This window comes from Kribbella sp. NPDC026596 (genome assembly GCF_040638415.1).
GTDB lineage: Bacteria > Actinomycetota > Actinomycetes > Propionibacteriales > Kribbellaceae > Kribbella.
The window spans coordinates 121897-146119 of sequence record NZ_JBEZYF010000015.1; the positions used below are offsets into that span (position 1 = coordinate 121897).

The 24223-nt window shown below is 68.3% G+C and carries 23 protein-coding genes; 10 read left to right on the forward strand and 13 right to left on the reverse strand.

Annotated features, from left to right (window positions below; genetic code table 11):
* The first annotated feature begins 22 nt into the window (after positions 1-22).
* Entirely contained in the window at positions 23-379 is a 357-nt protein-coding gene (locus AB0E63_RS15345) for a DUF4180 domain-containing protein (RefSeq protein WP_360365749.1), read from the forward strand.
* Here AB0E63_RS15345 and AB0E63_RS15350 read toward each other — a convergent pair.
* From AB0E63_RS15350 to thiE, 3 genes are read right to left on the reverse strand one after another with little or no spacing between them, the layout of a single operon-like run.
* Positions 362-796: a barstar family protein gene (locus tag AB0E63_RS15350; protein ID WP_360365751.1), complete on the reverse strand. Its 435-nt coding sequence runs from the start codon at positions 794-796 to the stop codon at positions 362-364. The two genes, AB0E63_RS15345 and AB0E63_RS15350, sit on opposite strands and share 18 nt — an antisense overlap.
* Positions 793-1227 carry a ribonuclease gene (locus AB0E63_RS15355; protein ID WP_360365753.1) on the reverse strand — a complete coding sequence of 145 codons (435 nt, stop codon included), beginning with the start codon at positions 1225-1227 and terminating at the stop codon, positions 793-795. Before AB0E63_RS15355 ends, AB0E63_RS15350 begins: the two co-directional genes overlap by 4 nt.
* Positions 1224-1871, reverse strand: a complete 648-nt coding sequence (gene thiE, locus AB0E63_RS15360; protein ID WP_360365755.1) for a thiamine phosphate synthase — start codon at positions 1869-1871, stop codon at positions 1224-1226. The genes AB0E63_RS15355 and thiE overlap by 4 nt, the downstream gene beginning before the upstream one ends.
* 163 nt (positions 1872-2034) lie before the next feature.
* On the opposite strand from thiE, the gene thiO reads away from it, so the two are divergent.
* The 5 genes from thiO (at position 2035) to AB0E63_RS15385 (ending at position 8510) form a co-directional block, all read left to right on the forward strand.
* Positions 2035-3183 carry a glycine oxidase ThiO gene (gene thiO / locus AB0E63_RS15365; RefSeq protein ID WP_360365757.1) on the forward strand — a complete coding sequence of 383 codons (1149 nt, stop codon included), beginning with the start codon at positions 2035-2037 and terminating at the stop codon, positions 3181-3183.
* A gap of 160 nt (positions 3184-3343) precedes the next feature.
* Entirely contained in the window at positions 3344-4300 is a 957-nt protein-coding gene (locus AB0E63_RS15370) for a LysM peptidoglycan-binding domain-containing protein (protein ID WP_360365759.1), read from the forward strand.
* A gap of 99 nt (positions 4301-4399) precedes the next feature.
* Positions 4400-6349: a Stk1 family PASTA domain-containing Ser/Thr kinase gene (gene pknB, locus AB0E63_RS15375; protein WP_360365761.1), complete on the forward strand. Its 1950-nt coding sequence runs from the start codon at positions 4400-4402 to the stop codon at positions 6347-6349.
* A 34-nt stretch (positions 6350-6383) separates the two neighbouring features.
* The gene (locus AB0E63_RS15380) at positions 6384-7274 is read left to right on the forward strand and encodes a DMT family transporter (RefSeq protein ID WP_360365763.1); all 891 of its coding nucleotides are present in this window, start codon (positions 6384-6386) and stop codon (positions 7272-7274) included.
* Between the two features lie 18 nt (positions 7275-7292).
* Entirely contained in the window at positions 7293-8510 is a 1218-nt protein-coding gene (locus tag AB0E63_RS15385; protein WP_360365765.1) for a glucoamylase, read from the forward strand.
* Here the strand turns inward: AB0E63_RS15385 and AB0E63_RS15390 are convergent.
* The gene (locus tag AB0E63_RS15390) at positions 8507-9577 is read right to left on the reverse strand and encodes a glycoside hydrolase family 172 protein (RefSeq protein WP_360365767.1); all 1071 of its coding nucleotides are present in this window, start codon (positions 9575-9577) and stop codon (positions 8507-8509) included. The genes AB0E63_RS15385 and AB0E63_RS15390 overlap by 4 nt on opposite strands.
* A gap of 59 nt (positions 9578-9636) precedes the next feature.
* A complete protein-coding gene (locus AB0E63_RS15395) occupies positions 9637-10164 on the reverse strand; it encodes a hypothetical protein (RefSeq protein WP_360365769.1) in 528 nt (175 codons plus the stop codon).
* 160 nt (positions 10165-10324) lie between these two features.
* Between AB0E63_RS15395 and AB0E63_RS15400 the strand changes: the two genes are divergently transcribed.
* A complete protein-coding gene (locus AB0E63_RS15400) occupies positions 10325-13465 on the forward strand; it encodes an amidohydrolase family protein (RefSeq protein ID WP_360365771.1) in 3141 nt (1046 codons plus the stop codon).
* Between the two features lie 17 nt (positions 13466-13482).
* Here the strand turns inward: AB0E63_RS15400 and AB0E63_RS15405 are convergent, their stop codons facing one another.
* The 6 genes from AB0E63_RS15405 to AB0E63_RS15430 all read right to left on the reverse strand — a co-directional run bounded on the left by AB0E63_RS15405 (position 13483) and on the right by AB0E63_RS15430 (position 20012).
* A complete protein-coding gene (locus tag AB0E63_RS15405; RefSeq protein WP_360365773.1) occupies positions 13483-14604 on the reverse strand; it encodes a Gfo/Idh/MocA family oxidoreductase in 1122 nt (373 codons plus the stop codon).
* 77 nt (positions 14605-14681) lie between these two features.
* Positions 14682-15026 carry a TraR/DksA C4-type zinc finger protein gene (locus AB0E63_RS15410; protein ID WP_360365775.1) on the reverse strand — a complete coding sequence of 115 codons (345 nt, stop codon included), beginning with the start codon at positions 15024-15026 and terminating at the stop codon, positions 14682-14684.
* Between the two features lie 43 nt (positions 15027-15069).
* A complete protein-coding gene (locus tag AB0E63_RS15415) occupies positions 15070-16122 on the reverse strand; it encodes a Gfo/Idh/MocA family oxidoreductase (protein ID WP_360365777.1) in 1053 nt (350 codons plus the stop codon).
* A gap of 470 nt (positions 16123-16592) precedes the next feature.
* Positions 16593-17570, reverse strand: a complete 978-nt coding sequence (locus AB0E63_RS15420; protein ID WP_360365779.1) for a ribose-phosphate pyrophosphokinase — start codon at positions 17568-17570, stop codon at positions 16593-16595.
* 49 nt (positions 17571-17619) lie between these two features.
* Entirely contained in the window at positions 17620-18642 is a 1023-nt protein-coding gene (locus AB0E63_RS15425; protein ID WP_360365781.1) for a GntG family PLP-dependent aldolase, read from the reverse strand.
* Positions 18639-20012, reverse strand: coding sequence for a class II 3-deoxy-7-phosphoheptulonate synthase (locus tag AB0E63_RS15430; protein ID WP_360365783.1), 1374 nt, complete (start codon positions 20010-20012; stop codon positions 18639-18641). The genes AB0E63_RS15425 and AB0E63_RS15430 overlap by 4 nt, the downstream gene beginning before the upstream one ends.
* A gap of 167 nt (positions 20013-20179) precedes the next feature.
* On the opposite strand from AB0E63_RS15430, the gene AB0E63_RS15435 reads away from it, so the two are divergent.
* Positions 20180-21163 (forward strand): hypothetical protein, encoded by a 984-nt coding sequence (locus tag AB0E63_RS15435; protein ID WP_360365785.1) that lies wholly within the window; start codon positions 20180-20182, stop codon positions 21161-21163.
* Positions 21164-21228: 65 nt separating this feature from the next.
* On the opposite strand, the gene AB0E63_RS15440 is transcribed toward AB0E63_RS15435, so the two are convergent.
* Together AB0E63_RS15440 and AB0E63_RS15445 are read right to left on the reverse strand one after the other, a co-directional pair.
* Entirely contained in the window at positions 21229-21621 is a 393-nt protein-coding gene (locus AB0E63_RS15440; protein ID WP_360365787.1) for a DUF2237 domain-containing protein, read from the reverse strand.
* Positions 21622-21657: 36 nt separating this feature from the next.
* Complete coding sequence (locus AB0E63_RS15445; protein ID WP_360365789.1) at positions 21658-22422, reverse strand: lysophospholipid acyltransferase family protein; 765 nt, start codon at positions 22420-22422, stop codon at positions 21658-21660.
* 296 nt (positions 22423-22718) lie between these two features.
* Between AB0E63_RS15445 and AB0E63_RS15450 the strand changes: the two genes are divergently transcribed.
* Entirely contained in the window at positions 22719-23483 is a 765-nt protein-coding gene (locus tag AB0E63_RS15450; RefSeq protein ID WP_360365791.1) for an alpha/beta fold hydrolase, read from the forward strand.
* Complete coding sequence (locus AB0E63_RS15455; protein WP_360365793.1) at positions 23476-24180, forward strand: hypothetical protein; 705 nt, start codon at positions 23476-23478, stop codon at positions 24178-24180. The genes AB0E63_RS15450 and AB0E63_RS15455 overlap by 8 nt, the downstream gene beginning before the upstream one ends.
* The last annotated feature ends 43 nt before the right edge of the window (positions 24181-24223 follow it).

A 24223-nucleotide genomic window follows, 5' to 3' on the forward strand; every position in this document is an offset into this window, starting at 1 on the left:
TGCTTTGAGGTATTTTATGGGCATGGTTGAGGAGCTGAGCGGGGTGCGGGTGTTCGTAAGTGAAGCGCCGGTGGGTGACGATCGCGACGCCGTGCAGCTCATGGCGACGGCGCACTACGAGCACCAGGCGGAGTGGGTCGCCCTGCGCACCGAGCACCTCGGGGACGACTTCTTCGAGCTGCGGACCGGGCGGGCCGGGGCGATCGCGCAGAAGTTCGTGGACTACCGCATGGGGCTGGCTGTGGTCGGGGACATCGCGGACAGGGTCGCGACGAGTACGTCCCTGGCGGACTGGGTCCGGGAGACCAACCGCGGCCGGAACCTGTGGTTCGTGCCGGATCTGGACACGCTTGCCGGTCGGCTACAGAACGGGCAGTGAGCTGAGCAGGTCCGGCGTCTCCGCGTCCGTGGGCTCGTGGACGAGGACTCGGAGCTGGCCGGAGTTCGTGATGTCTTCGGTGAAGATCTGCAGGGCCACGTCGACCGTGTCGTGGTCGTGCTCGAGCAGATGCTGCAGACCGGCCCAGAGGATGATCTCCGGCTCGCCGGTGGACCGGTCGCTGAGTGAGTCAGCCAGTGCGTCCCAGTTCCGGCCGAACCACCGCGGCAGGTCGAAGGCGGTCGCACAGAGGTCGAGGAACCCGGTCTTGTCGTGGATCGCGGTGGTGTCGAGCAGTACGAAGTCCCAGCCCGCTCCGACGACATCAAGCCGCGCCTGCTCCGTCGTACGGTCGGACTGCCACCGGTAGACGCCCGGCCGTAATCCCTCGGTCAGCAGCGCGCGCAGGCTACTCATGAAGTCCCCCCGTCCCCCGCTACTCGGCGGAAGGACTTGTAGTGGTCGTCCGTGTAGTAACGCTCGCCGGCGTTGCCGGTCACGAGCCGGCGGGCACCACGGTCGTTCTCGCCCGGCGTCTTCACCGTGTACTCGTGGTAGTACCCGCGGTCGTGCTTCGGCAGGAGCTTCTCGAGGTTGCCGAACATCACTCCGTCGCGGCTGTACGGATATGGTCCGCCCTGGTCGATCAGCTTCAGCGTGTCCTGCGCCTCCTTCGGCAGGTCCGCGACGGCGACGACCTTCAGACCGCTCTCCGGATCGGTACTAGCGGTTGTTGTCGCCGCCGGCTTGGCCGCGGCACAGCCGAACAACGACGCCGCCAGCGTGATCACCAGCATGGCGATCACCACGATCGCGACGATCCGCGCGGTCTTCGGGTTGTTGATCACCCGGCCTCCCGCAACCGCCGGCTGAACTCCGCGGCCGCTGCGGCCGGGTCGTCCGCGTCCGTGATCGCGCGAACGACGACCACTCGGGTGGCACCCGCCTCGAGCACCTGGTCCAGCCGGCCGAGATCGATACCGCCGATCGCGAACCACGGCTTCGATTGCCGGCGACTCGCGGCGTACGAGACCAGCTCCAGGCCGGCCGCCTGGCGGCCGGGCTTCGTCGGGGTCTCCCAGGTCGGGCCGACGCAGAAGTAGTCCGACCCCTGCTCGGCCACCGCGGCGTTCACCTGGCTGAACGTGTGTGTGGAACGACCGATGATCGGCGCCGGACCAGTGATGGCCCGAGCAGCGTGCACGGGCAGGTCCCGCTGGCCCAGATGCAGTACGTCGGCACCCGCGGCGAACGCGATGTCCGCGCGGTCGTTGACCGCGAGCAGCTTGCCGTGCCGCTTGCAAGCGTCCGCGAAGACCTCCAGCGCGGCCAGCTCGTCCGCAGCCTCCAGCTCCTTCTGGCGGAGCTGCACGATGTCCACGCCACCGGCCAGTGCGGCGTCCAGGAACTGTTCGAGGTCGCCCTGCTTCTCGCGCGCATCCGTGCACAGGTAGAGGCGGGCGTCGGCGAGTTGGTCGGTGTAGTCAGTCACACCCAAAGCCTGCCATGTCCCCTCAGAAGTAGGCTTACGGCATGGCTCTGTTGATGGCCGGGCCTCCGGCGCCGGCGCGGTCATGGGGCTTTGACTCCCGGTCTTCCCTCGTCACTCCGGTCGCTGCGCTCCCTCCGCTCCTCAGTCCAGACCGGGAGGCCCCATGACCGAGCACACGTCCGATGTGGTGGTGGTGGGCGCCGGGCTGATTGGTCTGGCGACTGCCTGGCGGCTGGCTGCAGACGGTATCCAGGTGACGGTATGTGACCCGACGCCGGGCGCGCAGACCTCCCAGGTCGCCGCCGGCATGCTCGCCCCGGTGACCGAGGTGGAGTACGGCGAGGACGACCTGCTGGCCCTCAACCTGGCCGGCGTCAACGCCTGGCCGGCCTTCGCCGCAGAGCTGGAGGAGCTGACCGGACTGTCGGCGGGTCTGCACCAGACCGGCACTCTGTCGGTCGCGTACGACGTCGACGACGCGGCAGCCCTCCGTCGACTCGCTGACTACCAGCGCCGGCTTGGACTCGAGGTCGAGGAGCTGTCCGGTCGCGACGCCCGTCGCCGCGAGCCCCTGCTCGCCACGGGCGTGTCCGGCGGCGTCTGGGTCCCAAATGACCACTCCGTCGATAACCGGCAAGCAGTCGCGGCGCTCCTCCGGGCTATCGACCTCTCCGGTGTCCAGCTCATCCGCCAGCACGTGGCGCGCGTGATCACTTCCGGTACGACGGCTGTCGGCGTACTGCTGGACAACGGCGACACAGTGCACGCCGGAACCGTGATCGGTGCCGCTGGGCCGTGGTCATCGCAGTTGGAAGGCGTTCCCGAGGAACTGCGGCCACCAGTGCGACCCGTCAAGGGTGAGGTGCTGCGACTGCGAGTGCCTGAGGCGTACCGGCCCGCGCTACGGCACACCGTACGAGCGACCGCCCGAGGCTTCTCGGTGTACCTGGTCCCGCGGCCGGGTGGAGAGCTGGTCGTCGGCGCCACCACCAGTGAGCTCGGCTACGACACTCGAGTGCTCGCAGGCGGGGTGTTCTCGTTGCTGCGAGACGCCCGGACCGTGCTGCCGGTGATGGACGAGCTCGAACTGGTGGAGACGATCGCCGGACTCCGGCCCGCCACTCCCGACAACGCGCCGATCCTCGGGCCGTCCGGTCTGGATCGGTTGCTGTGGGCAACAGGACACTACCGCAACGGCGTGCTGCTGACGCCGATCACCGCGCAGATCCTGGCCGACACCGTGCGTACCGGCGACCTGCCCGACCTGGGGAAGCCCTTCCTGGGCAGCCGGTTCGGCCAGTCCGGTCACTGAGGCCTGCCGGTTGCCGTGAGCAACGGCAGCTTGTGAACCACATCCATGTAGTTCAGCCTTGAATTGTAAACATTGAGTTACAGGCGTAACAAGCACCCCATCAACCCCTGTTGTCACATCCGTAGCAGCACTTACGGTCAAGTGACGTTCACACGGGGAGATGGATGCGATGCGTAACGTCGTACGAATAGTGACCGGAGTCGCCGTACCGGTGCTGACCGCGGCGGTGATCACTGCGGGCTCGCCCGGCTTCGGCGCCTACACGGTGAAGAACGGCGACACCCTCAGCCACATCGCCAGCCGCTACGGCACCAGCGTCAAGACACTGGTTGCCCTGAACAACCTGCCCGGCAACGGCAATGCGATCTACGCCGGCGAGGTGCTCAAGCTCCCCGGCAAGAAGACCACCAGCGCGGCCAAGCGCACCCAGCTGGGCCGGGTCACGTACGTCGTGAAGCCCGGCGACACCATCACCAAGATCGCCAAGCGCTTCAAGTGCTCCCAGGCGAACCTGCTCGCCGCCAACGGCTTGCGCGCGACCTCACGCATCTACGCCGGCAAGCCCTTGCAGGTGCCGGTCAAGATCACGCCCAAACCCAAGCCCAAGCCGGCCAAGAAGAACAACACCTTCGCCGGTCGTACGTACGCCGACCACATCGTCGCGCAGGCCGACCGCAACCGCGCCGCGCTGAAGAAGCGCAAGCTGCCGACCCGGGCCCAGATGCGCAGCCTGATCACCAGCACATCGAAGCGGTACGGCGTCGACCCGGAGCTAGCGCTCGCGGTGAGCTGGCAGGAGTCCGGCTGGAAGCAGCGAGTGGTCTCCCCCGCGAACGCGGTCGGCGCGATGCAGGTGATCCCGTCGACCGGCAAGTTCACCTCGAGCATCGTCGGCCGGAATCTGGACCTGCTCAAGCCGCAGGACAACGTGACCGCCGGCGTGGTGCTGCTGAGCCGGCTGACCGGCGCCGCGCGGCTGGATATCGCGGTGGCGGGCTACTACCAGGGCCTCGGCGGGGTGAAGAAGAACGGGATGTATCCGGACACGAAGCTCTATGTGACGAACGTGCTCCGGATCAAGGCTCAGCTGGAACGCGGCTGGGACCCACTCCGGTAACCGGCCGGTGAGCCCCGTTGCGGTGCGCCTGGCACGGTCACGCTGAGGCGTTATCTACACTCTCAGAGCAGAACGGCTTGGAGAGGCGGCTCACCGCAGGTGACGGACGACGTGGACACGGAGGTCAGCGACCGCCTTGTCGGGCGAGTGCTCGACGGACGGTACCGCGTCGGCGCGCGCGTCGCCAGGGGTGGCATGGCCACCGTCTACCAGGCCCTCGACATGCGGTTGGACCGGACTGTCGCGCTCAAGGTGATGCACGACGGGCTCGGTGACGACGCCCAGTTCGCCCGCCGGTTCGTGGCCGAGGCCCGGGCCGCCGCCCGCCTCTCGCACCCGAACGTGGTGGCCGTTTTCGACCAGGGTGACGACGACGGCACTTTGTTCCTGGCGATGGAGTACATCCCGGGCCGCACGCTGCGTGACGTGATCCGCGAGCAGGCGCCGCTGTCCCCCGCGCGGGCGCTCGACCTGCTCGCCCCTATCCTGTCCGCGCTCTCGGCCGCCCACGACGCGGGCATCGTCCACCGCGACATCAAGCCCGAGAACGTGCTGATCTCCGACAAGAACGTGGTGAAGGTCGCCGACTTCGGTCTGGCCCGGGCGGTCAGCGCGACCGGAAATACCGCCACCCAGGGCCTCCTGATGGGCACAGTGTCGTATCTGGCACCCGAGCTCGTGACCGACGGCAGTGCGGACGCCCGCTCGGACGTGTACTCGGCCGGCATCCTGCTCTACGAGATGCTCACCGGGAACAAACCGCACTCCGGTGACACCCCGATCCAGGTCGCGTACGCACATGTCCACGCCGACGTGCCTCCCCCGTCGTCGGAGCAGCAGGGCATCCCGCCGTACGTCGATGCGCTCGTGCAGCGCGCGACCGCCCGGGACCGGGACCTGCGGCCGGCCGACGCGCGAGTGTTCAGCCGTCAGGTTCACCGGGTGCGCAGCGCACTCGATGAGGGGCTGCCGGACGACCCGGAGCTCACTGGCGACCTGACCGTGCCGATCCAGCAGATCCGGCAGGACAGTGGATACGACGACGGCTACACGCGCGGAGTCCCTCAGTTGGCCGAACAACCCGCCCTGCGCCACGACACGATCGTCGTTCCGGTGGAGAAGGGCCGACCGACCGGAACACCGGCAAAAGCACCTCCGCACCAGCGGCGTGGGCGTGGACCGATCGCGTTGATCGTCATCCTCGCTGCTGCCATCGGGATCGGCACTGCGGCCTGGTACTACGGCATCCACCGCTACACGACCACGCCGGACCTGGTGAACATGGTTCCCGCCATTGCGGCTGCGAAAGCCGAGGAGTCGGGTCTGCGGACCACGCTGGACAATCAGGACTTCTCTGAGGACGTGCCCAAGGGTGAAGTGATGGGGACCGATCCCGCACCGGGTGATCGGATCCGGAAGAAGGGTGAGATCGGTCTCACCGTCTCCAAGGGCCCGGAGCGGTACCGGGTGCCGCAGCTGGTCGGGCTGGACCTGGATGCCGCCCAGCAGGCGCTCGCACCGATCAAGCTGAACACCGGGCAGATCAACGAGCAGTACAGCGAGACTGTGCCGCAGGGCAGGGTGCTCGCGATCAGCCCGAAGTTCAACACGGTCGTGAAGCCGGGCAGCGCGGTCAACTTCGCGGTCAGCAAGGGCAAGCGGCCGATCAACGTCCCGGATATGACCGGAAAGAGCTACAAGGACGCCAACAAGGCCCTGCGCAAACTCGGTTTCGTCGTCGACCGCTCCGAGCAGTACGACGAGAAGGTGCCCGAGGGCAATGTGATCAGCCAGACACCCAACAGCGGCACGCTGTTCGCCAAGGACAAGGTCCAGCTGGTGGTGTCGAAGGGTCCGCCACTGGTCGACGTACCGAACGTGAAGAAGAAGAGCACCGCGGACGCGCAGCAGATCCTCACCGACGCGGGCTTCATCGTGAAGGTCGAGAAAGCACCGTTCAACCTCGGGCTGAACATCGTCGCGGCGCAGAACCCGGGCGCCGGCAAGAAGGCCCAACCGGGCAGCACGGTCACGATCACAGTCCTGTAGCTCGTTTTGGTGCTTACGCCGGACGTCTGATGAGATGTCCGGCGTGAACCGCCCGCGCATCGCCGTACTCGCCCTGCTCGCGGTGGCGGCGGCGTGGGGATCGACGTTCTTCCTGACCAAGGACCTGCTCACCAGGATGGACGTCGCCGACTACCTGGCGTTGCGGTTCCTGATCGCCTCGGTCGCGCTCATCCTGATCCACCCGCCGGCGATCTCCCGGCTGAGCCGCCTGGACCGCGGCCGGGCCGTTGCCCTGGGCATCACCTACGGCATCGCCCAGCTGGTCCAGACCGAGGGCCTGCGGCACACGTCGGCCAGCGTGTCGGGCTTCGTCACCGGCATGTACGTCGTCTTCACCCCGCTGCTGGCTGCCGTGATCCTGCGCCACAAGATCGGCCGCTGGGCCTGGGTCGCCGTGATTCTCGCCACGGTCGGCCTCGGCGTACTGTCGTTGCAGGGCCTCAGCATGGGGACCGGCGAGCTGCTCACACTCGCGTCGGCCGGTCTGTACGCCCTGCACATCATCGGTCTGGGCGCCTGGTCCACCCCGCAGAACGCCTTCGGTCTCTCGTCCCTGCAGATGCTCGTGATCACCGTGGTCTGCGCGATCGGCGCGCTGCCCGGCGGCTTCACGGTCCCGGGCTCCGGTGCAGACTGGGCCAGCGTCATCTACATGGCCCTGATCGCCGGTGCGCTCGCGCTGATCGTGCAGACCTGGGCGCAGGCGCACCTCAACCCGACGCGGGCGGCGATCGCAATGACAATGGAACCGGTGTTCGCGTCGGCCTTCGCGGTGCTGTTCGGATCCGAGAGCGTCACCTGGAGGATGCTGGTCGGTGGCGCACTGGTGCTGTCGGCGATGTACCTGGTGGAGCTCGCACCGCGGCGCAAGTTCGAGGCCGAGGTGCAACACCTCGCACAATAGGCAGGACAGGGAGGGACGATGCGGGAAAGCACTGGGGGGCGCGGCCGGTGGTATCCGGTCGTCGTCATCGTCGTGCTGCTCGCGTTCCTGGCCGCCGGTACGGCGAACAACCTGGTCCGCAACCCCCAGCCCCGACTGGTCGCGGACGGCGTCCCCGGCCACTCTGCGCAGCACACCGAGTCCTCGCTGAGTGGCGGTGGCGAACAGTACGACGATCTGATCAGCCACGCCCTCGCCGATCTCGACGCCCTCACCCTGCCGAGCGGCGCGACGCTGGCGGGTTGGGACGGCCCGTGGCGGTACGTCTGGCCGCGAGACGCGTCGTTCGTCGCCGCGGCCCGCTGCTCGATCGGTCAGTACGACGAAGCCCTCAAGGTGCTGTCCTTCCTCGACCGCGTGCGACCGGCGACGGGACGGTGGGAAGCCCGGTACACCGAGACCGGCGCGCTCGTCGACGACGGCCGGCAGCCTCAGCTCGACGGCTCCGGATGGGTGCTCTGGGCAACCTGGTTCTGCCGGGCGGGCAGCAGGTACTGGGAGCTGGTCCGCGAGTCGGCCGACCAGATCGTCGCCGAGCTCGGCCCGGACGGCCTGCCCGGGCCGTCGTCCGACTACTGGGAGCGGCCGGAGACGCAGGTGACGCTCGGGACGGTCGCCCCACTGTTGACCGGCCTCCGCAGCGCGGTCCTGATGGCCACCGAACAGAACCGGCAGGCCGAGGCCGCGCGCTGGCGGTCCGCCCTCGACAAGTTGACCGAGGCAACTGATCGCGTCTTCGGGCCGGACTATCCCCGCACCCCGGCCCGAGCGACCAGCTTCGTGGAGCCCGGCGTCGACCCGATCCAGCTCGGCGGCGGCGCCGACGCGATCGTCACGATCCTGGGTCCGCCGTTCGCTCCGGCCCGGGCGGTCGTGTCCACGGCGATCGACCGGGCGCTCGCCGTACTCACCCAGCCGAACGGTGGCGTGACACCTGGTGAGAATTGGCGTGCGGACGGCGTTTCCTGGACACCACAGACCGCGTTGTTCGCACTGAGTGCGGCGGCCCGAGGCGATCACGCGACCGCCGACAACTTGCTGACCTGGCTCGACCGGCACCGCACCAGCACCGGCGCCCTGCCCGAGAAGGTCAATCGGGACCTGGAGCCGGCCGGCGAGGCGCCGCTGAGCTGGACCGCAGCCCTGGTCGTCCTCGCCGGCACGGCTCTGCAGAACGCGCTACCGACTCCCGGCTAGCAGATCTCCATCACGTCGCGCGTCGGCGCGTCCGGTCGCGTCGTACTGGTCTTGGACGAGTAGAAGAAGGCGGTCGACGCGATGTCGTCCTGCAGCGGCAGATAGCGGCCGCCCGAGCGCCAGCCCAGGGCCTGGATGTCGACGCGGAGCTTCTCCTTGAAGCGGACCGGGTCGGGGAGGTGGAACCGGTACATGCCGAACCGCTGCTGGCTCGCGTACTGCCCGTCCGGACGGATCACCTGCGGCATGCCGAGGTATGGCGTACTGAACTCGGTGTAGCCGCCCAGGTGGGGTACGTCGAAGTTCCACGCGCCACCGAAGTAGTCCTCGGTCCCGGTGCCGCAGATGGTCGGGAACTCGTCGTCGCCGTCGAGGTAGAACTTGATCTCGCCCTCACCCCACCAGCCGGTGCTGTTGACGCCCCACGCGATGTAGGTGCCGACATAGTGGCCCGGGCCTTCGACACCCTCCAGCAGCGTGTGCACGGTCTTGGCCGGCAGCGGATTGCTCCGCCGCCACTGCGTGTGCAGGTACGCCGAGTTGTCCGGTACGGCGCCCAGCCAGTAGTCCACCTGGAAGTAGACGATCACGGGCTCGTCGTGGGTGTTCTCCAGCGTGAGCGTGGCCTGGGTCTGGAACGGCATCTCCCAGTAGCAGTTGAAGCCGCCGTTCGGGTTGACCGCGACCGGGAGCGAGTTCACCTGGGCAAACTTGCCCCAGCCGGAGCAGAAGAAGTCACCGACCGGCGCCTCGATCGCCGGGGCCTCGTCGCCGTCCCAGAACGTCCGCAGCACCAGCCGCCGCCAGTTGTCGACGTGCGTGGTGAGCCAGATGTGCGTGATGCAGCCGGCGCCGACGATGTCGGCCAGCGTGGCGGTCTCGCCCGGACCGATCTCGATCGACGGCGACACCTTCCAGCCCTGACCGAGATCCCGGGCCGCTTTCGCACCGGTCCCCTCGGTCCGCCGCCCGCCCTGGCCAGGCTCGCCGGTCGGGTTCTCCGGACTGATGGACCGCGACTCGACGTCGGCGAGCGCGCTGATGCCGGACAGATTCCCAAGAGTCATACCCGCGACCTTAAGCCGGGGGCGTGTCCATGAGAAATCGATTGCCTACCAGCTGGGACTCAGCAGGTGCGGACCCTGGCGTCCAGGCCGTGGGGGAAGGAGAGGCAGGCTCGAGGCCGGCCTTGAGTGGGGTCGGCGCGGAGGATGAGCGGGAAGGCGTCTGCGCCGCGGACTTGCGGGCTTCTTTCCGTCTTGAGTGAGCCGACCGCACCACCGCGGGCCGCGACGGCTGCCTTCACGTCGTTGACCGTGACGGCGCTACGCGCGTCCGTGGTGGCCGCGTTCTTCGCGTCGGTGGCGACGGCGAGCGCGAAGTCGATCTCCGGCGGGGTCGCCCACGTGGTCGTCGTGACCGGGAAGACCACACCGAACATCAGCAGGCCGATCCCGGTGATGATCAGCCGGAACTGCCGGCTCTGATCGGTGAGTAGCAACGCGGCGCAGCACAGCGCGAGGAACAAGGTGAGCCCACGCAGGATCCAGTGCCGGTCGAGCCGGGAGTCCACCGCCAGCGCCGCACCGAGGGCGATCACCACGCAGAGACCGGCGGCGAGCAGGGCACGGACGCGCGGCGACACGGATTGCATGGCGCAGACGATAACGCCCGCACCTGCCACTGCCGGTACGCCGTTCGTCGCACTGGAGCGCCCGTTGAGCGATCGGCGCGCCGGTCAGGATCGTGCAGCGCAGACGCTCCTGGCAGATTCGACCCCACGTCCCACCGCCCCCGAGGGATTGGATCCCACCGTGGACCACACCGAATCCGAAGCGCCCGGTTCGTGGAGCATCTCGCGGCGCCGCGCACTCCAGCTCAGCGGCGGTGTCGCCGCAGCCGGCGCCGTCTCGACCACCGCACCCCACGCCTCCGCCGGCACGGAAGCACAGACCGGCACGACCAACCAAGCTGTTCTCTCCGAGGGCACGAACCTGATGGTGTCGGTCTCGCCGGACGGGAAGTGGCTGGCGTTCGACCTTGTCACGGCGATCTGGGTGACCCCGTCCGCGGGTGGAACCTCACGCCGGCTGACCGACGACCTGCAGGACGCGACCCGGCCACGCTGGTCCCCGGACGGCCGCCGGATCGTGTTCCAGTCGTACCGCGACGGCAACTTCCACCTGTGGTCGATCAACCCTGACGGCAGCGACCTCCGTCAGTTAACCACCGGCCGCTACGACCATCGCGAGCCGCATTTCACCCCGGACGGCCGGTCGGTCGTCTTCTCCTCGGACCGCGGTGGGAACGGCAGCTACGGCATCCACCGGCTCAGCCTCGCCGACGGCACGATCATCGCCCTCACCGACGACACGACCGAAGAGGCCGAGCCCGCGGTCTCGCCGGACGGCACCAAGCTCGCCTTCACCGTCGACACCACGTCGATCGTCGAACTCGACCTCACCACCGGCGTACGCACGACGCTCGTCGCCGCCCAGACCGGCATCAGCCTCTTCGGCCCCGCCTACTCCCCTGCCGGCCGGCTGGCCTATGTCCGACTCACCGGCCCGACCTGCGATCTGATTGTCGACAATCAGAAAGTCACCGAAGGGAAGGACGTCTTCGCCGTCCCGCCGTCGTGGGCGTCGGCGACCGACGTCTTCTACACCGCCGACGGGCAGGTCCTGCGTCATCGCGTCGGCGGCACGCACACCGTCGTACCGTTTGCGGCGACTGTTCCGGTCACGGCGAAGCGGCCGCGGCCGAAGGTGCCGGACCTCGAGTCGACCGCCCGGAGGCCAGTCCTCGGGATCGCGAGTCCGACGGTGTCACCGGACGGTCGATGGATCGCGTTCCGGGCCCTGAACGCCTTGTGGCTGGCGGCAACGAGTGGCCGAGGGCAACCACGCGAACTGGTCGCCGACGGCTACTTCAACTCCGATCCCGACTTCTCCCCCGATGGCAAGAAGTTGCTCTACGCAAGCGATCGCGACGGCACCGCGGATCTCTGGCTGCATGATCTCGCCACCGGCACCGACAGCAAGCTCTCGTCGTTGCCCGGGGCACAGACCGCGCCAAGGTTCTCACCCGACGGGAAGCAGGTCGCGTACCAGGACCAGGACGGCATCGCCTCGGTACTCGACCTCGCTTCCGGTCAGATCCGTCAGCTGACCCCGACGCTCTTCCAGCCCGGTCGGGTCAGCTGGTCCCGCGACGGGAGAACCCTCGTCCTCGCCGCGGTCAAGCCGTTCTCCAAGCGGTTCCGCGAAGGCACCAGCCAACTGCTGTACGTCGACGTCGCCACCACCGCGCTCGAGTATGTCGAACCCATGCCGTTCCGCTCACTCGCCACCCGCGGCGACGACGGCCCGGTCTTCTCCCCCGACGGCAAGTGGCTCGCCTTCGTCGTCGAGAGCCTCCTGTACGTCGTATCCGTCGACGAACGCGGCCGCTTCACCGCCGAGCCGAGAGCGGTCACCGACGAGGTCACGGACTCACCGGTCTGGCAGGACGCCGGGACGCTGCTCTACCTCAACAACGGACGGTTGCGCCGGACAACGATCAGTGGCTCCCGTCCGCAGACGATCAAGCTCGACCTGCAGTGGCGCAGGGCAACGATCAACCAGCACGTGACGATCCACGCCGGCGCACTGTGGGACGGCCGCGCGACCACGCTGCGCCGCGACGTGGACGTCGTACTCGACGGGTCGCGGATCGCCGCCGTACGGCCGCATCAGGGGCGAGCGGACATCGACGCATCCCGGCTCACAGTGATGCCGGGATTGATCGACGCGCACAATCACTGGCACCTGCGCGGGCGGGCGTGGGGCGCGCGGCAGGGCAACCTCTGGTTGTCGTACGGGATCACGACGACCCGATCGCCCGGCGATCCCGTCTACCAGATGCAGGAGACCCGGGAAGCGCTCTCGCACGGTTCTCTGACCGGCCCGCGGTACTTCGCGACCGGTGAGGCGATCGACGGGTCGCGGGTCTACTACAACTTCATGCGGCCGACGCTCTCGGTGCGGCAGCTCCGCCTCGAGCTCGACCGGGTCGAAGGGCTCGCGTACGACCTGGTGAAGACGTACGTACGGTTGCCGATCGAGTTCCAGCGCCGCGCGATCGCCGCCGTTCACCGGCTCGGGCTGCAGCTGTCGTCGCACTACCTCTACCCGGCGGAGCACCTCGGCATGGACGGGATGGAGCACACCGGCGCGACGAACCGGCTCGGGTACTCACACACGGTCAGCCGGCTCGGCCGCGCGTACGCAGATGTCGTCGCGCTGTTCACAAAGGCGGGACTGTCGGTGACGCCGACGCTGTTCAACTCGACGATGGCGCATGTCGACGATCCGTCGCTGCTCACCGACCGGCGTACGACGACGCTCTACCCGTCCTGGGAGTACGCCGCTCTGCAGGCCGAGGTGAACACCGCGAAGGGCCCGGCGGGTGTGACGACCCGGGAGTTGCTGCGCGGGAACGTCGACATGGTGCTGCGGATCCATCGCGGTGGCGGACTGGTCATCTCCGGCACGGACAGTCCACTGGACAACATCGCGGTCTCACTGCACGCCAATCTGCGATCGATGGTGGCCGGCGGGTTCACGCCGTACGAGGCACTCACCACAGCCACCCACAACCCGGCGCGCTGGCTCCACCTCGAGGACAAGATCGGCGTCATCAAACCGGGCGCGCAAGCCGATCTGTCGTTCGTCGACGGCGACCCGCTCGCGGATATCCGGGTCGCGGCGGCGGTCGACCGCGTCATGGTCGCGGGCCGGCTGCACACCGTCGACAACCTCCTCGCCCCGTACGCCACCGGCATCCAAGCCCAACCCGCGGTCCACTCCTCCAATGCCCCGCAACCACTTACCCGAGAACAAGCCCACGCCCACGACGACAAGTTCTGGTGGCACGAGCCCGAGTGGCTCCACAGAGCGTGCTGCGAGGGGTGATGATCCCTTGAGGTCTGTCAGAAGGTGGTGGTGAGGTCCTGGGTCTGGCCGGTGGCGGAGGCTCGGTAGGCGGACTCGATGATGTCGATCACGTGGCGCGCGTGTTCGGCGGTGACGATCGAGGGCTTGCCTTCGCGGACCCAGTCGACCAGCTGCATGACGTCCTCGTACACGTGCTGCTCTTCGATGTCGCGATGCACACCGGTGGCGTGCGGAAGGAGGGCCTGGTTGCCCGGACCGCGAGGCGAGAGTTCGGCCGGGTTGCGGTTCGGGAAGTCGAACGGCTCGTCGTTGAGCAGCAGGCCGTCGATCGTGCCCTTCGTTCCGTAGTAGGTCCCGCTGAAGCCGCCCCGCATCCCCCCGGCGGCGGTACCGGTCGCGACGCAGAACAGGTTGTCGCCGAAGTCGATCAGCACGATGGTGTTGTCGTCGGCGTCCGTACGGACGTCCACGCCTCCGCTCGTACGCACGGGAACCCGTACGCCGGACATCGCCGTCACTCGCTTGGCCGGACCCAGGATCCCGGTCACCGAGTGCAGCGCGTACACCGTCATGTCGTACATCGGTCCGCCACCGGGCTTGCGGAAGTACCACGACGGATCGATGTTCGTCAGTACGTCGCTGCCGCCGCGCACGGACTCGTCCTCGTGGTACGTGCCGAACGCCGCGCCACAACTCACCCAGGACAGCGTGCCGACGGCGCCCTCGGCAATCAGCTCGCGTGTCCGCACGTGATGCGGCCGCAGCATCTCCCCCGGCGAGGCAACGATCCGCAGATCGTTGGCCGCGGCAAGCTCAATGAGCTCGGTCGCCTCCGCAACGGTGACCGTCATCGTCTTGTTGAAGTGCACATGCTTGCCAGCCTGCAAAGCCAGCTTGCCCTGCTCGTAGTGCAACCCGATCGGCGAAGCGATCGTGACAGCGTCGACATCCCCACGCGCCAGCAGGTCCTCGTACTCCGTGAACCCCTGCTCCACCCCGAACTTCGCAGCCGCCGCCTCCGCCCGCCCCGGCACCGGATCACACACCGCGGTCAACTTCACCCGCCCCGCCAGATCCCCTTGCCCCAAATGCGGAAGAATCCCCCGAACCGAGATACTCCCCGCCCCCACAACACCCATCCGCACCGTATCCGCCATACACCTGATCCTTCCACGCGGTATGAACACCTTCAGCGGCTGTCGGCATGCCGACAACCCAGGTCTCGTGCGCCGGCTCAATGTGCTGCTGAGGCGCAGCTGATGCAGGTGCGGGCTGCTGGTCTTGCCTCCAGCCGGGCGGGGGCGATCGGTTGTCCGCACTGCTCACAGACCCCGTAGGTGCCGGCCGCCAACCGCTCGATGGCTGCCTCGACCTCTGCCAACTGATGCTCGACCTGCAACACCAGCGCGGCGACTTGCGACCTCTCGAAGGCGATCGTCGCACCCTCAGGATCGTGCTCGTCGTCGGCGTTGGCGTCGCGTGAGGCTGCTACCACCTCATCGAATTCACCGGTCAGATCCGCAAGCCGCCGGAGCGCCTGCTGACGTTCCGCCTCGAGCAGCTCGCGAGCCTCATCCATCCGTCAATCCTGACACCGCTCGCCACCCAGGAAGGCAACTAGATCATTGGGCCGCCCCGCGGACAGTTGCCCGCTGCTGGGCAGTCAACGCCAGGCGCATGGTTTCGAAGGTGTGCTCCTGCGGCACGGCCGAGGTGGTCCGTTCCCGTACGTCGCGAACCAGGTCGGGGTAGTAGGTGGTCTCGACCTGCGAGCAGTCGACGTACTGCGTCCCTTCCTGGTTGACCAGGAAAAGGTGGTCGCCACCATCCCGGCCCGCGATGTCGACGTACTTGCGCAACTCGATGTAGCCGTCCGTGCCGAGGATCATCAGGCGGCCGTCGCCCCAGGTCGGCAGACCGGCCGGCGTGTACCAGTCGACCCGGATGTACCCCTGGGCGTGGTCACTGCGCAGCAGGATCTCACCGAAGTCCTGCAGGCCAGGCTCATCGGGGTTGGCGAAGTTCCCCACCGTGCTGGCCACGACCTCGGCGGTCCGTGCGCCGGTGAACCAGAGGAACTGATCGATCTGGTGGGAGGCGATGTCGGTGAGGATTCCGCCGTACCGGTTCTTGTCGTAGAACCAGTCCGGGCGGCCGGCCCCGCCGCCGAGGTGACCGCGGTCCCCGATCCGGTGCGGCCCGATCCCGAGAGTCTGCACCACGGTCCCGATCTGGCCCGCGCGAACCAGTTCACCGGCCTTGATGACGCTGGGCACCTCCAACCGCTCGGAAAACGTCACCGACCAGAACCGCCCGCTCTGACCGACCGCCTTCTCGATCTCCTCCAACTGCTCGAAACTGACACAGCCGGGCTTGTCGGTCACGACGTCCTTGCCGGCCCGCAACGCTGCGACGGCGATCGACCCCCGTCGATCCGGTACGGCGGCGGTCACGATCAAGTCGATCCCGTCCCGTCCGATCAGGTCGTCCGGACTCTCGGCCACCGGAACCTCCGGATACCGCTCCCGGACCGTGGTCGCGATCGCGGCCGACGGATCGTCGGTCGCCATCCCGACGAATTCCGCACCGGCCCCGACGAGGCCCGCGATCTGACCGAAGATGTGCGCGTGATCAAGCCCGACGGCGGCGAACCTGACCGGTTGAGTGGAACTCACCCGTATCCTCCCGACTCGGAAACGTCTCGACCAACTCACCCTATGCCAAACCGGCAAGCGCTTGCCAACATCCCGCGAGTCGCCTCCTGCCAGCCTCCGTGGCGGAGCGGACGGTCCGAGCAGCGGGAACCCGCTCAGGATCGATTGGAGACGCAAAACCTCGCGCGGCACGAACTCGGCGATCGTGAGGGCGACCACGTCCACCTCGTTCGTGATGTCGTCCACGACGCGGCGCGCCCGCGCGCCGGTGAGCCCGCCACGATCAGCTCGAGACCGAGCGCCTGCGGTGCACACCTGGGTTGTCCCCGGTCGCCCACCCAGTCGCGCGACCCGTGGGCGCCCGCCATGCAGTCACACGCGGGCGGCAGCCCGCAGACGCCGGCGGAAGCCGGCAGCGATGCTACCGGCGCTGAGCCGGGGGGCGGGTGGGAGCGGGCGCCTGCGGAGCACGCGTGGGTTGGACCCAGCCGCTAGAACGGGAGTTTGGGTTGGGGTGGGGCGTGGGTTGGGTCTACGCCGTCGAAGAGGCTGCTGACGGATTCGCCCTCGTGGATGCGCTTGATGGCTTCGGCGAACAGGCCGGCGACCGAGCTGACCTGGAGTTCGGGGAAGCCGGCCGGGCGCGGGACCGTGTCGGTGCTGATGACCTCGGTAATGGACGGGTGGGAGCGGAGGCGCTCGACTGCCGCGCCCGCGAAGAGGCCGTGGGTGCAGGCGACGGCGGCCTGCGTGCAGCCGCGGTCCTTCAGGCGGTCGAGCAGTTCGATGATCGAGCCGCCGGTGGCGATCTCGTCGTCGAGGATGATCGCCCGCTTGCCGGCGACGTCGCCGACGATCGCGTCGATCACGACGCGGTCGTCCGCCATCCGCTGCTTGCTGCCCGCCGCGACCGGCAGGCCGAGCAGCCGGGCGAACTGGGTCGCCGTCTTCGCGTTGCCCAGGTCCGGGCTGACCACGACCGTGTCGCTGAGATCACGGCTGCGGAAGTGGTCCGCGAGTACGCCGATCGCGGTCAGGTGGTCGACCGGGACCGAGAAGAAGCCGTGCACCTGGGGTGCGTGCAGGGCCATGGTCAGGACTCGGTCGACGCCGGCGGTGGCCAGGAGGTCGGCGACCAGGCGACCGCCGATCGAGATCCGGGAGGCGTCCTTCTTGTCCGATCGCGCGTACGCGTAGTGCGGCATCACCGCGGTGATCTGCTGCGCGGAGGCACCCCGCGCGGCGTCGATCATCAGCAGCAGCTCCATCAGGTGCTCCTGCGTCGGCGGCACCAGCGGTTGCACGATGTACACGTCGCGTTGCCGGCAGTTCTCCTGCAATTGCACCTGCAGGCAGTCGTTGCTGAAACGATGGACTTCGACTGGTGAGAGCGGTACGCCGAGATCGGCACAGATCCGCTCCGCCAAACCAATGTGGGCACTTCCGCTGAACACGACGATCTCTCGCACGGCTCTCCCCGAACGCTGCGACCCCGACACCTGCACCCTATCTCGGTGCTCAGTTGATCAAGCGGGCGAGGGCTTCCGCGGCTTTGCGGCAATCTGATGTCGACGCGTCGAGATGTGTCACAACGCGGAGCTGGGTCGCGCCGACGCCTCCGACCAGGACACCCTGGTCCTTCGCGGCTGCCACGATCTCCACTACGGACTTTCCGGTGGCGGCCAGGTCCGCGACCACGATGTTGGTCTCGACCTGGTCGGGCTTGACCGAGCCGGGCGCGGCGTCGGCCAGCGTCTCCGCGATCAGGCGCGCGTTCGCGTGGTCTTCGGCCAGACGGTCGATGTTGTGGTCCAAAGCGTAGAGAGCGGCCGCGGCCAGGACGCCGGCCTGGCGCCAACCCGCACCGAGACGCTTGCGCCAGACCCTGGCCTCACGGATCAGCTCAACAGAACCCACGAGGACCGAGCCGACCGGAGCACCAAGGCCCTTGGACAGGCAGACGCTGGCAGCCGCCGCCCGGGAGGCGTACGACGCGACCGGCACGCCGGACGCCACGGACGCGTTCCACAGCCGGGCGCCGTCGAGGTGAAGCGGCAGGCCACGGGCGTCCAGCTCGTCGGCGAGAGCGTCGTACTGGTGCTGAATCGCGCCGCCGCCGAAGTTGTGCGTGTTCTCGACGGAGACGGCCGCCGTCTGCACGAAGTACGGCCCGAGATCCGCGGCGATCAACGCGCGGATCTGCTCGAGGTCGATCTGACCGGCCGGCGCTGACCAGGTCCGGGTCGTGACCCCGCTGACGGCGGCGTGTGCGCCGAGCTCGGCCCGGGCGATGTGGGCGCTGGCCTCGCACAGCACCTCGCTGCCTGGCGGCACAAGCGCCCGTACGCCGAGGATGTTCGCGAGCGACCCGGTCACGGTGAACAGGCCCGCCTCGTGACCGAGCAGCCCGGCGACCGTCTCCTCGAGCCGGTTGACCGTCGGGTCCTCGCCGTACACGTCGTCGCCGAGCGGCGCCGAGGTCATCGCCGCCAGCATCCCCGCCGACGGGCGGGTGACCGTGTCCGAGCGCAGGTCGATCATGCTTGCGCCGCGCGCAGCCGCTCGGCGACCAGGAACGCCAGCTCGAGCGACTGGTGCCGGTTCAGCCGCGGGTCGCAGGCTGTCTCGTAGCGGTTCACGAGGTCCTCCGCGACCAGCTCCTCGCCACCGCCGAGGCACTCGGTCACGTCGTCGCCGGTGAGCTCCATGTGCACACCGCCCGGCCACGTCCCGACCTGCTCGTGCGCGTCGAAGAAGCCCTGCACCTCGTCCATCACGTCGTCGAAGTTGCGGGTCTTGTACCCGTTCGGGGTCTCGTACGTGTTCCCGTGCATCGGGTCGCACACCCACGCGATCGGCGAACCGTGATCCCGGACCGCCTCCAGCAGCGGCGGCAGCGCCGCGCGGATCTTGCCCGCGCCCATCCGGGTGATGAAGGTCAGCCGGCCCTCGATCCCCTTCGGGTTCAGCTTGTCAATCAGGGTCCGGATGTACTCCGGGGTCGTGGTCGGCCCGATCTTCACACCGAGCGGGTTAGACAGCGAGGCCAGGAATTCCACGTGCGCGCCGTCCAGCTGCCGGGTCCGCTCGCCCACCCAGAGCAGATGGCCGGAGACGTCGTACGGCTGCTCGGTGCGCGAGTCGATCCGGGTCATGGCGTGCTCGTACTCGAGGATGAGCGCTTCGTGCGACGCGTAGAAGTCGACCGTCCGGAACTCGTCCGAGGTCGCACCACAGGCCCGCATGAAGGCGAGTGCCCGCTCGATCTCGGAGGCCAGCTGCTCATAGCGTCGGCCGACCGGTGACGACTTCACGAAGTCCGTGTTCCACGCGTGCACCTGGTGCAGATCGGCGTACCCACCGGTGGTGAACGCGCGGGTCAGGTTCAGCGTCGCGGCGGCCGCGTTGTAGACGCCGCGCAGCCGCTGCGGGTCCGGGATCCGCGCCTCGGGGGTGAACTCCAGTCCGTTGACGGCGTCCCCGCGGTACGTCGGCAGCGTCACACCGTCCCGCGTCTCCTCACCGGAGCTCCTCGGCTTGGCGTACTGACCGGCGATTCGGCCGACCTTCACGACGGGCACGCTGGCGGCGTACTGGAGGACGACGGCCATCTGCAGCAGCACCCGGAGCTTGGCCCGGATGTTCTCCGCGGTCACACCGTCGAAGGTCTCCGCGCAGTCGCCACCCTGGAGGATGAACGCCTCGCCGCGGGTCACCGCGCCGATCTTGGTGGTCAGGTCGTCGCACTCACCGGCGAACACCAGCGGCGGCAGCTTCCGCAGCTCACGGATCACCTCGTCCAGCACCACCGAATCCGGCCACTCGGGCTGCTGCAGCGGCTTCAAAGCCCGCAACTCGTCCAGACTCGGAACCCCAGGCACTTCCCCCGCAGTCAACGTCGCAAATTGCATGCGCTCAGCCTAAGCCAGCCGTCCCCCACCCTCAGTAACCCGTCTCACCCTCGATGTGGGAGGGAAATACCCCCTGAGCGCCGCAGAATCCACCAAGGTCGCGCGAGGCTGTCCACAGGGGGCAAGTCGTCGTCCAACGGGTGGGGGGCCGGGGGCATGTTGTCGGTGTGGAGGGATTACAGCAGGCTGACGACGACCTGGTGCGGCGGTTCGTCGAGCTGCGCGGTCGGCAGCAGGGTGCTTTCAGCCGCGCCCAGGCGGTAGCGAACGGGATCGACGACAGCACGCTGGCGCGGCGATGCCGGAATCGGCAGATCCGGCGGATCCACCAGGGTGTCTACGTAGACTTCACCGGCCCCTTGCCGTGGGCGACCAAGGCATGGGCCGCTTGGCTGGCGTGCGGCCCGGAAGCCGCCTTGACCGGTGAGACCGCGTTGCGCTGGCACGGGCTCAGGGGCGACTGGGACGACCGGACGATCCAGCTCGCGGTTCCGCAGAGCCGCAAGCTGGAGCGTCGGTCCGGCATCCGGATCACTCGTCACCAAGACTTCCCCTCGTGGCTCCAGGAGGGGCGCGAGCCGTGCGTGGTGCGGCTCGAGGTCGCGGTGCTGACCGCGGCTGCCGGTCGCGCTGCCCCGGATCGACGGGCCTCGCTTGTGCTCGACGTCTGCCGCCAACGACGTACGACACCGGACCGCTTGCGCGCCGAGTTGGACCGCCTTCCGCGGCTCCGTGGGCGGGCAATGCTGCTGCAGATTCTTTCGGATGCCGCCTCCGGTGTGCAGTCGTTCCTCGAGCAGACCTACCTGATCCGGGTCGAGCGTGCCCACGGTCTGCCGGCTGCGACCCGGCAAGTCCGCGCGACGTACGGCACGCAGGTCAACTACCGGGACGTCGAGTACGTTCCGTACGACGTGATCGCCGAGGTCGACGGTCGTACCGGTCATGCTGACGCCACGTCGACCTGGCGGGACATGCACCGGGACAACGCCGCGACGCTCCAAGGCAAAATCACGCTCCGCTTCGGGTACCAACTGGTTTCCGACCCCTGCGCCGCGGCCGGCCAGATCGGCGCGGCGCTCACCCTCCGTGGCTGGCCCGGCATCCTCACGCCGTGCTCGCCGACCTGCTCAGTGAGAGGAGGCTTTTGAGCGCCTCCGTGGTGGGTTTCTGGCGCTATTCGGTGATAACCCCCCTACAACCGGAAAGCCGAGGCTCAGGTGAGGGCGCTGAGGTCGGGTGGTACGTCGACCGCGTGTTCGCGCAGCACCGTGAGGGGGATGGTGTCCAGGGAGCGGGCGTGGGTTGAGGCCAGTACTACGGGGGCTGCGGCGCCGGCGTGGTAGGCCTGAAGCCAGCGGACTGCGACTACGCACCAGCGGTCGCCTGGCTTCAGGCCGGGGAAGCTTAGTTCGGGGCGGGGGGTGGTGAGGTCGTTGCCCACGGAGACCTGGTGGGCGAGGAACTCCGCGGTCATCACGGCGCAGACGGTGTGACTACCGACGTCCTCGGGGCCGCTCGTGCAGCAGCCGTCGCGGTAGAAGCCGGTGACCGGATCGGTCCCGCATTCCTCCAGCGGTTCGCCGAGGACGTTCAGGTCGCTGTCCATGGCGACAATCCTGACCCGGCCGGCCCGGAAAGACCGTCAGCTCGCCTTGGTGTCGCCGAGGCGGAGGTGCTCGTCGACCGACTCGCCGGCCTTGATCAGCTCCTTGGCCTTCTCGGCGTACATGTCGACGTACTCCTGGCCGGACAGCTCCATCATCGCGTACATGATCTCGTCGGTGACCGAGCGCAGCACGAACCGGTCGCGCTCCATCCCCTCGTAGCGGGAGAAGTCCAGTGGCTTGCCGATCGCGACGCCCGGGCGGACCAGGCGCGGCAGCCGGCGACCCGGCTCCCGGATCAGCCACTGCGGCCAGAGCGTGCCGGGCGGCTGCAGCTTCTCGGTGTCGATCATCGCGACCGGGATCACCGGCACGCCGGCCACGATCGCCATCCTGGCGACGCCGGTCTTGCCCTTGTAGAGCCGGCCGTCGGGCGAGCGGGTGCCTTCGGGGTAGATCCCGAACAGCTCACCCTTCTTCAGGATGTCCAGCCCGGTGTTCAGCGCGGCCAGCGAGGCCCGCCCGCCGGAGCGGTCGATCGGGATCTGGCCGACCGACCGGAAGAAGGTGGCGACCAGCTTCCCCTTCAGCCCCGGCGCGGTGAAGTACTCCGACTTCGCCGGGAAGACGATCTGCCGCGGGACGGCGACCGGGAGGAAGATCGAGTCGCAGAAGGCCAGGTGGTTGCTGACCAGCAGCGCCGGGCCGTCGGCCGGGATGTTCTCCAGGCCGGTGACTTTAGGGCGGAAGAGCAGCTTCACCAATGGTGCGACGAGGAACCGCCTGAGGAACAGGTACAGCATCGCCTTACCTCCGTCACTCGTCCGCGCACTCGCCGGCACTTTCCGGCATGCTTCTCACCCGGGCACCAGTGTCCGCCGGTAACGACGGTTGCGACAGTTCTCGCGCGTCCCGTCGGCAGGACCCTACGTTCCAGCTTCCTCCTCAGGCAATGTCACCGCCAGGAATGCGGGTGTTGCTCACCGTGTTGTCACCTGAATGCAGACTGGACGAAGCCCAGATGCGACCATGGGGACCTGCGGCGGTCCGGCTGTGAACGGGGGCCGCCGGTGAGGACCGTGACCGGCGAGGAGTCGACGTGCCAGTGCAAGGCCACGCGGAGGAGTTCCGCAGTCCCGGGACCGGCGAGAACGCCGCGGTAGGAGTCCTGCTCAGCCACGGATTCACCGGTTCGCCGAAGTCGATGCGTCCGTTCGGCGAACACCTGGCCGCCGAGGGGTACGGCGTCGCCGTGCCGCGCCTGCCTGGTCACGGCACCACCTGGCAGGAGATGAACAAGACCGGCTGGCCGGACTGGTACGCCGTCCTGGACAACGAACTGGAGCGATTGCGCAAGGAGCACGACCAGGTCTTCGTGGTCGGACTGTCGATGGGCGGCTGCCTGGTGCTGCGGCTGGCCGAGCAGCACGGCGGGGATATTTCCGGTCTGGTCCTGATCAACCCGTCGGTGCGGACCGACGACAAGCGGCTGGTGCTGCTGCCGGTGCTGTCCCGGCTGGTGCCGTCGTTCCCGGGCATCTCGAACGACATCAAGAAGCCGGGTGCCGACGAGGGCGCGTACGACCGGATGCCGCTGCGCGCGCTGCACTCGTTGTCGCAGCTGTGGCAGGTCACCCGGGACGATCTTGCGAAAGTCACACAGCCGGTGCTGATGTTCCGCAGTACTGTCGATCATGTGGTGGAACCGAGCTCTGGCCGGACCGTACTGGCCTCGATCTCGTCCCGCGACGTGACCGAGACCCTGCTCGAGGACAGCTATCACGTGGCAACTCTGGACAATGACGCACCGCGCATCTTCGCGGACTCGACAGCATTCATCCGCCGGGTCGCGGCCGATGCGTGACAACGGCCTGACCGCCGCGGATTACACGTCGCTCGGCGCTATCGACCCGCTGATCGCCGAGCCGGTCCTGACCGCGCTCGCCGAGGCGGGCATCGCGGCGTACTGCCAGAGCCAGAGCGAGGCCCGCACACCGGAAGAGGCCGAGGAGCCGATCCACCTACCGGTCGGGTACGACGAGATCTTCGTGGACGCGGAAGCGGCGGAACGGGCCCGGCCGATCGTCGAGCGGAGCACGGAGGACGCCGAGTGGGCGTCGCTGGTGGAGCAGTTCAACGCGCCGTCCGCGCCCGGGCACGACGGCGGCGAGCCGTCGGTGCCGCGGTGGCCGGTGAGTGAGGACGTCGACGAGAAGTACGAACCGCTGATCGACGTACCCGCCGGACTGGCCATCGAGGACAAGTCGGACGACGAGGACGAGGACGACAAGCCAGCCAAGAAGAGGGACGACCCGCACGACCACTACGTCCCACCGGAGCCGCCGCGCGGCCCGCGGCTGGACTGGATCAGCCGGATCGCCTGGCTCGGCCTGATCGGCGGCCCGCTGCTGCTGATCGCGGCCGCCGTACTCGACTTCGGCACCGGCCGGATCACCACGCTCGCGGTGGTCGGTTTCATCGGCGGCTTCCTCACCCTGGTGATCCGGATGAAGGATCGGTTGCCACCAGATGACACCCCCGATGACGGGGCCGTCGTCTGAGTAGTGCTCCGTGAGCGAGGTGGCTTGAGCGATAGCGGTGTCC

Coding starts and splice junctions, on each gene's coding strand:
- AB0E63_RS15345 (WP_360365749.1), top strand. CDS start 23: ATGGTTGAGGAGCTGAGCGGGGTGCGGGTGTTCGTAAGTGAAGCGCCG.
- AB0E63_RS15405 (WP_360365773.1), bottom strand. CDS start 14,604: ATGGCGGATACGGTGCGGATGGGTGTTGTGGGGGCGGGGAGTATCTCG.
- AB0E63_RS15395 (WP_360365769.1), bottom strand. CDS start 10,164: ATGCAATCCGTGTCGCCGCGCGTCCGTGCCCTGCTCGCCGCCGGTCTC.
- AB0E63_RS15430 (WP_360365783.1), bottom strand. CDS start 20,012: ATGCAATTTGCGACGTTGACTGCGGGGGAAGTGCCTGGGGTTCCGAGT.
- AB0E63_RS15410 (WP_360365775.1), bottom strand. CDS start 15,026: ATGGATGAGGCTCGCGAGCTGCTCGAGGCGGAACGTCAGCAGGCGCTC.
- AB0E63_RS15440 (WP_360365787.1), bottom strand. CDS start 21,621: ATGGACAGCGACCTGAACGTCCTCGGCGAACCGCTGGAGGAATGCGGG.
- AB0E63_RS15425 (WP_360365781.1), bottom strand. CDS start 18,642: ATGATCGACCTGCGCTCGGACACGGTCACCCGCCCGTCGGCGGGGATG.
- AB0E63_RS15370 (WP_360365759.1), top strand. CDS start 3,344: ATGGATGCGATGCGTAACGTCGTACGAATAGTGACCGGAGTCGCCGTA.
- AB0E63_RS15385 (WP_360365765.1), top strand. CDS start 7,293: ATGCGGGAAAGCACTGGGGGGCGCGGCCGGTGGTATCCGGTCGTCGTC.
- AB0E63_RS15350 (WP_360365751.1), bottom strand. CDS start 796: ATGAGTAGCCTGCGCGCGCTGCTGACCGAGGGATTACGGCCGGGCGTC.
- AB0E63_RS15380 (WP_360365763.1), top strand. CDS start 6,384: ATGTCCGGCGTGAACCGCCCGCGCATCGCCGTACTCGCCCTGCTCGCG.
- AB0E63_RS15455 (WP_360365793.1), top strand. CDS start 23,476: ATGCGTGACAACGGCCTGACCGCCGCGGATTACACGTCGCTCGGCGCT.
- AB0E63_RS15390 (WP_360365767.1), bottom strand. CDS start 9,577: ATGACTCTTGGGAATCTGTCCGGCATCAGCGCGCTCGCCGACGTCGAG.
- AB0E63_RS15445 (WP_360365789.1), bottom strand. CDS start 22,422: ATGCTGTACCTGTTCCTCAGGCGGTTCCTCGTCGCACCATTGGTGAAG.
- thiO (WP_360365757.1), top strand. CDS start 2,035: ATGACCGAGCACACGTCCGATGTGGTGGTGGTGGGCGCCGGGCTGATT.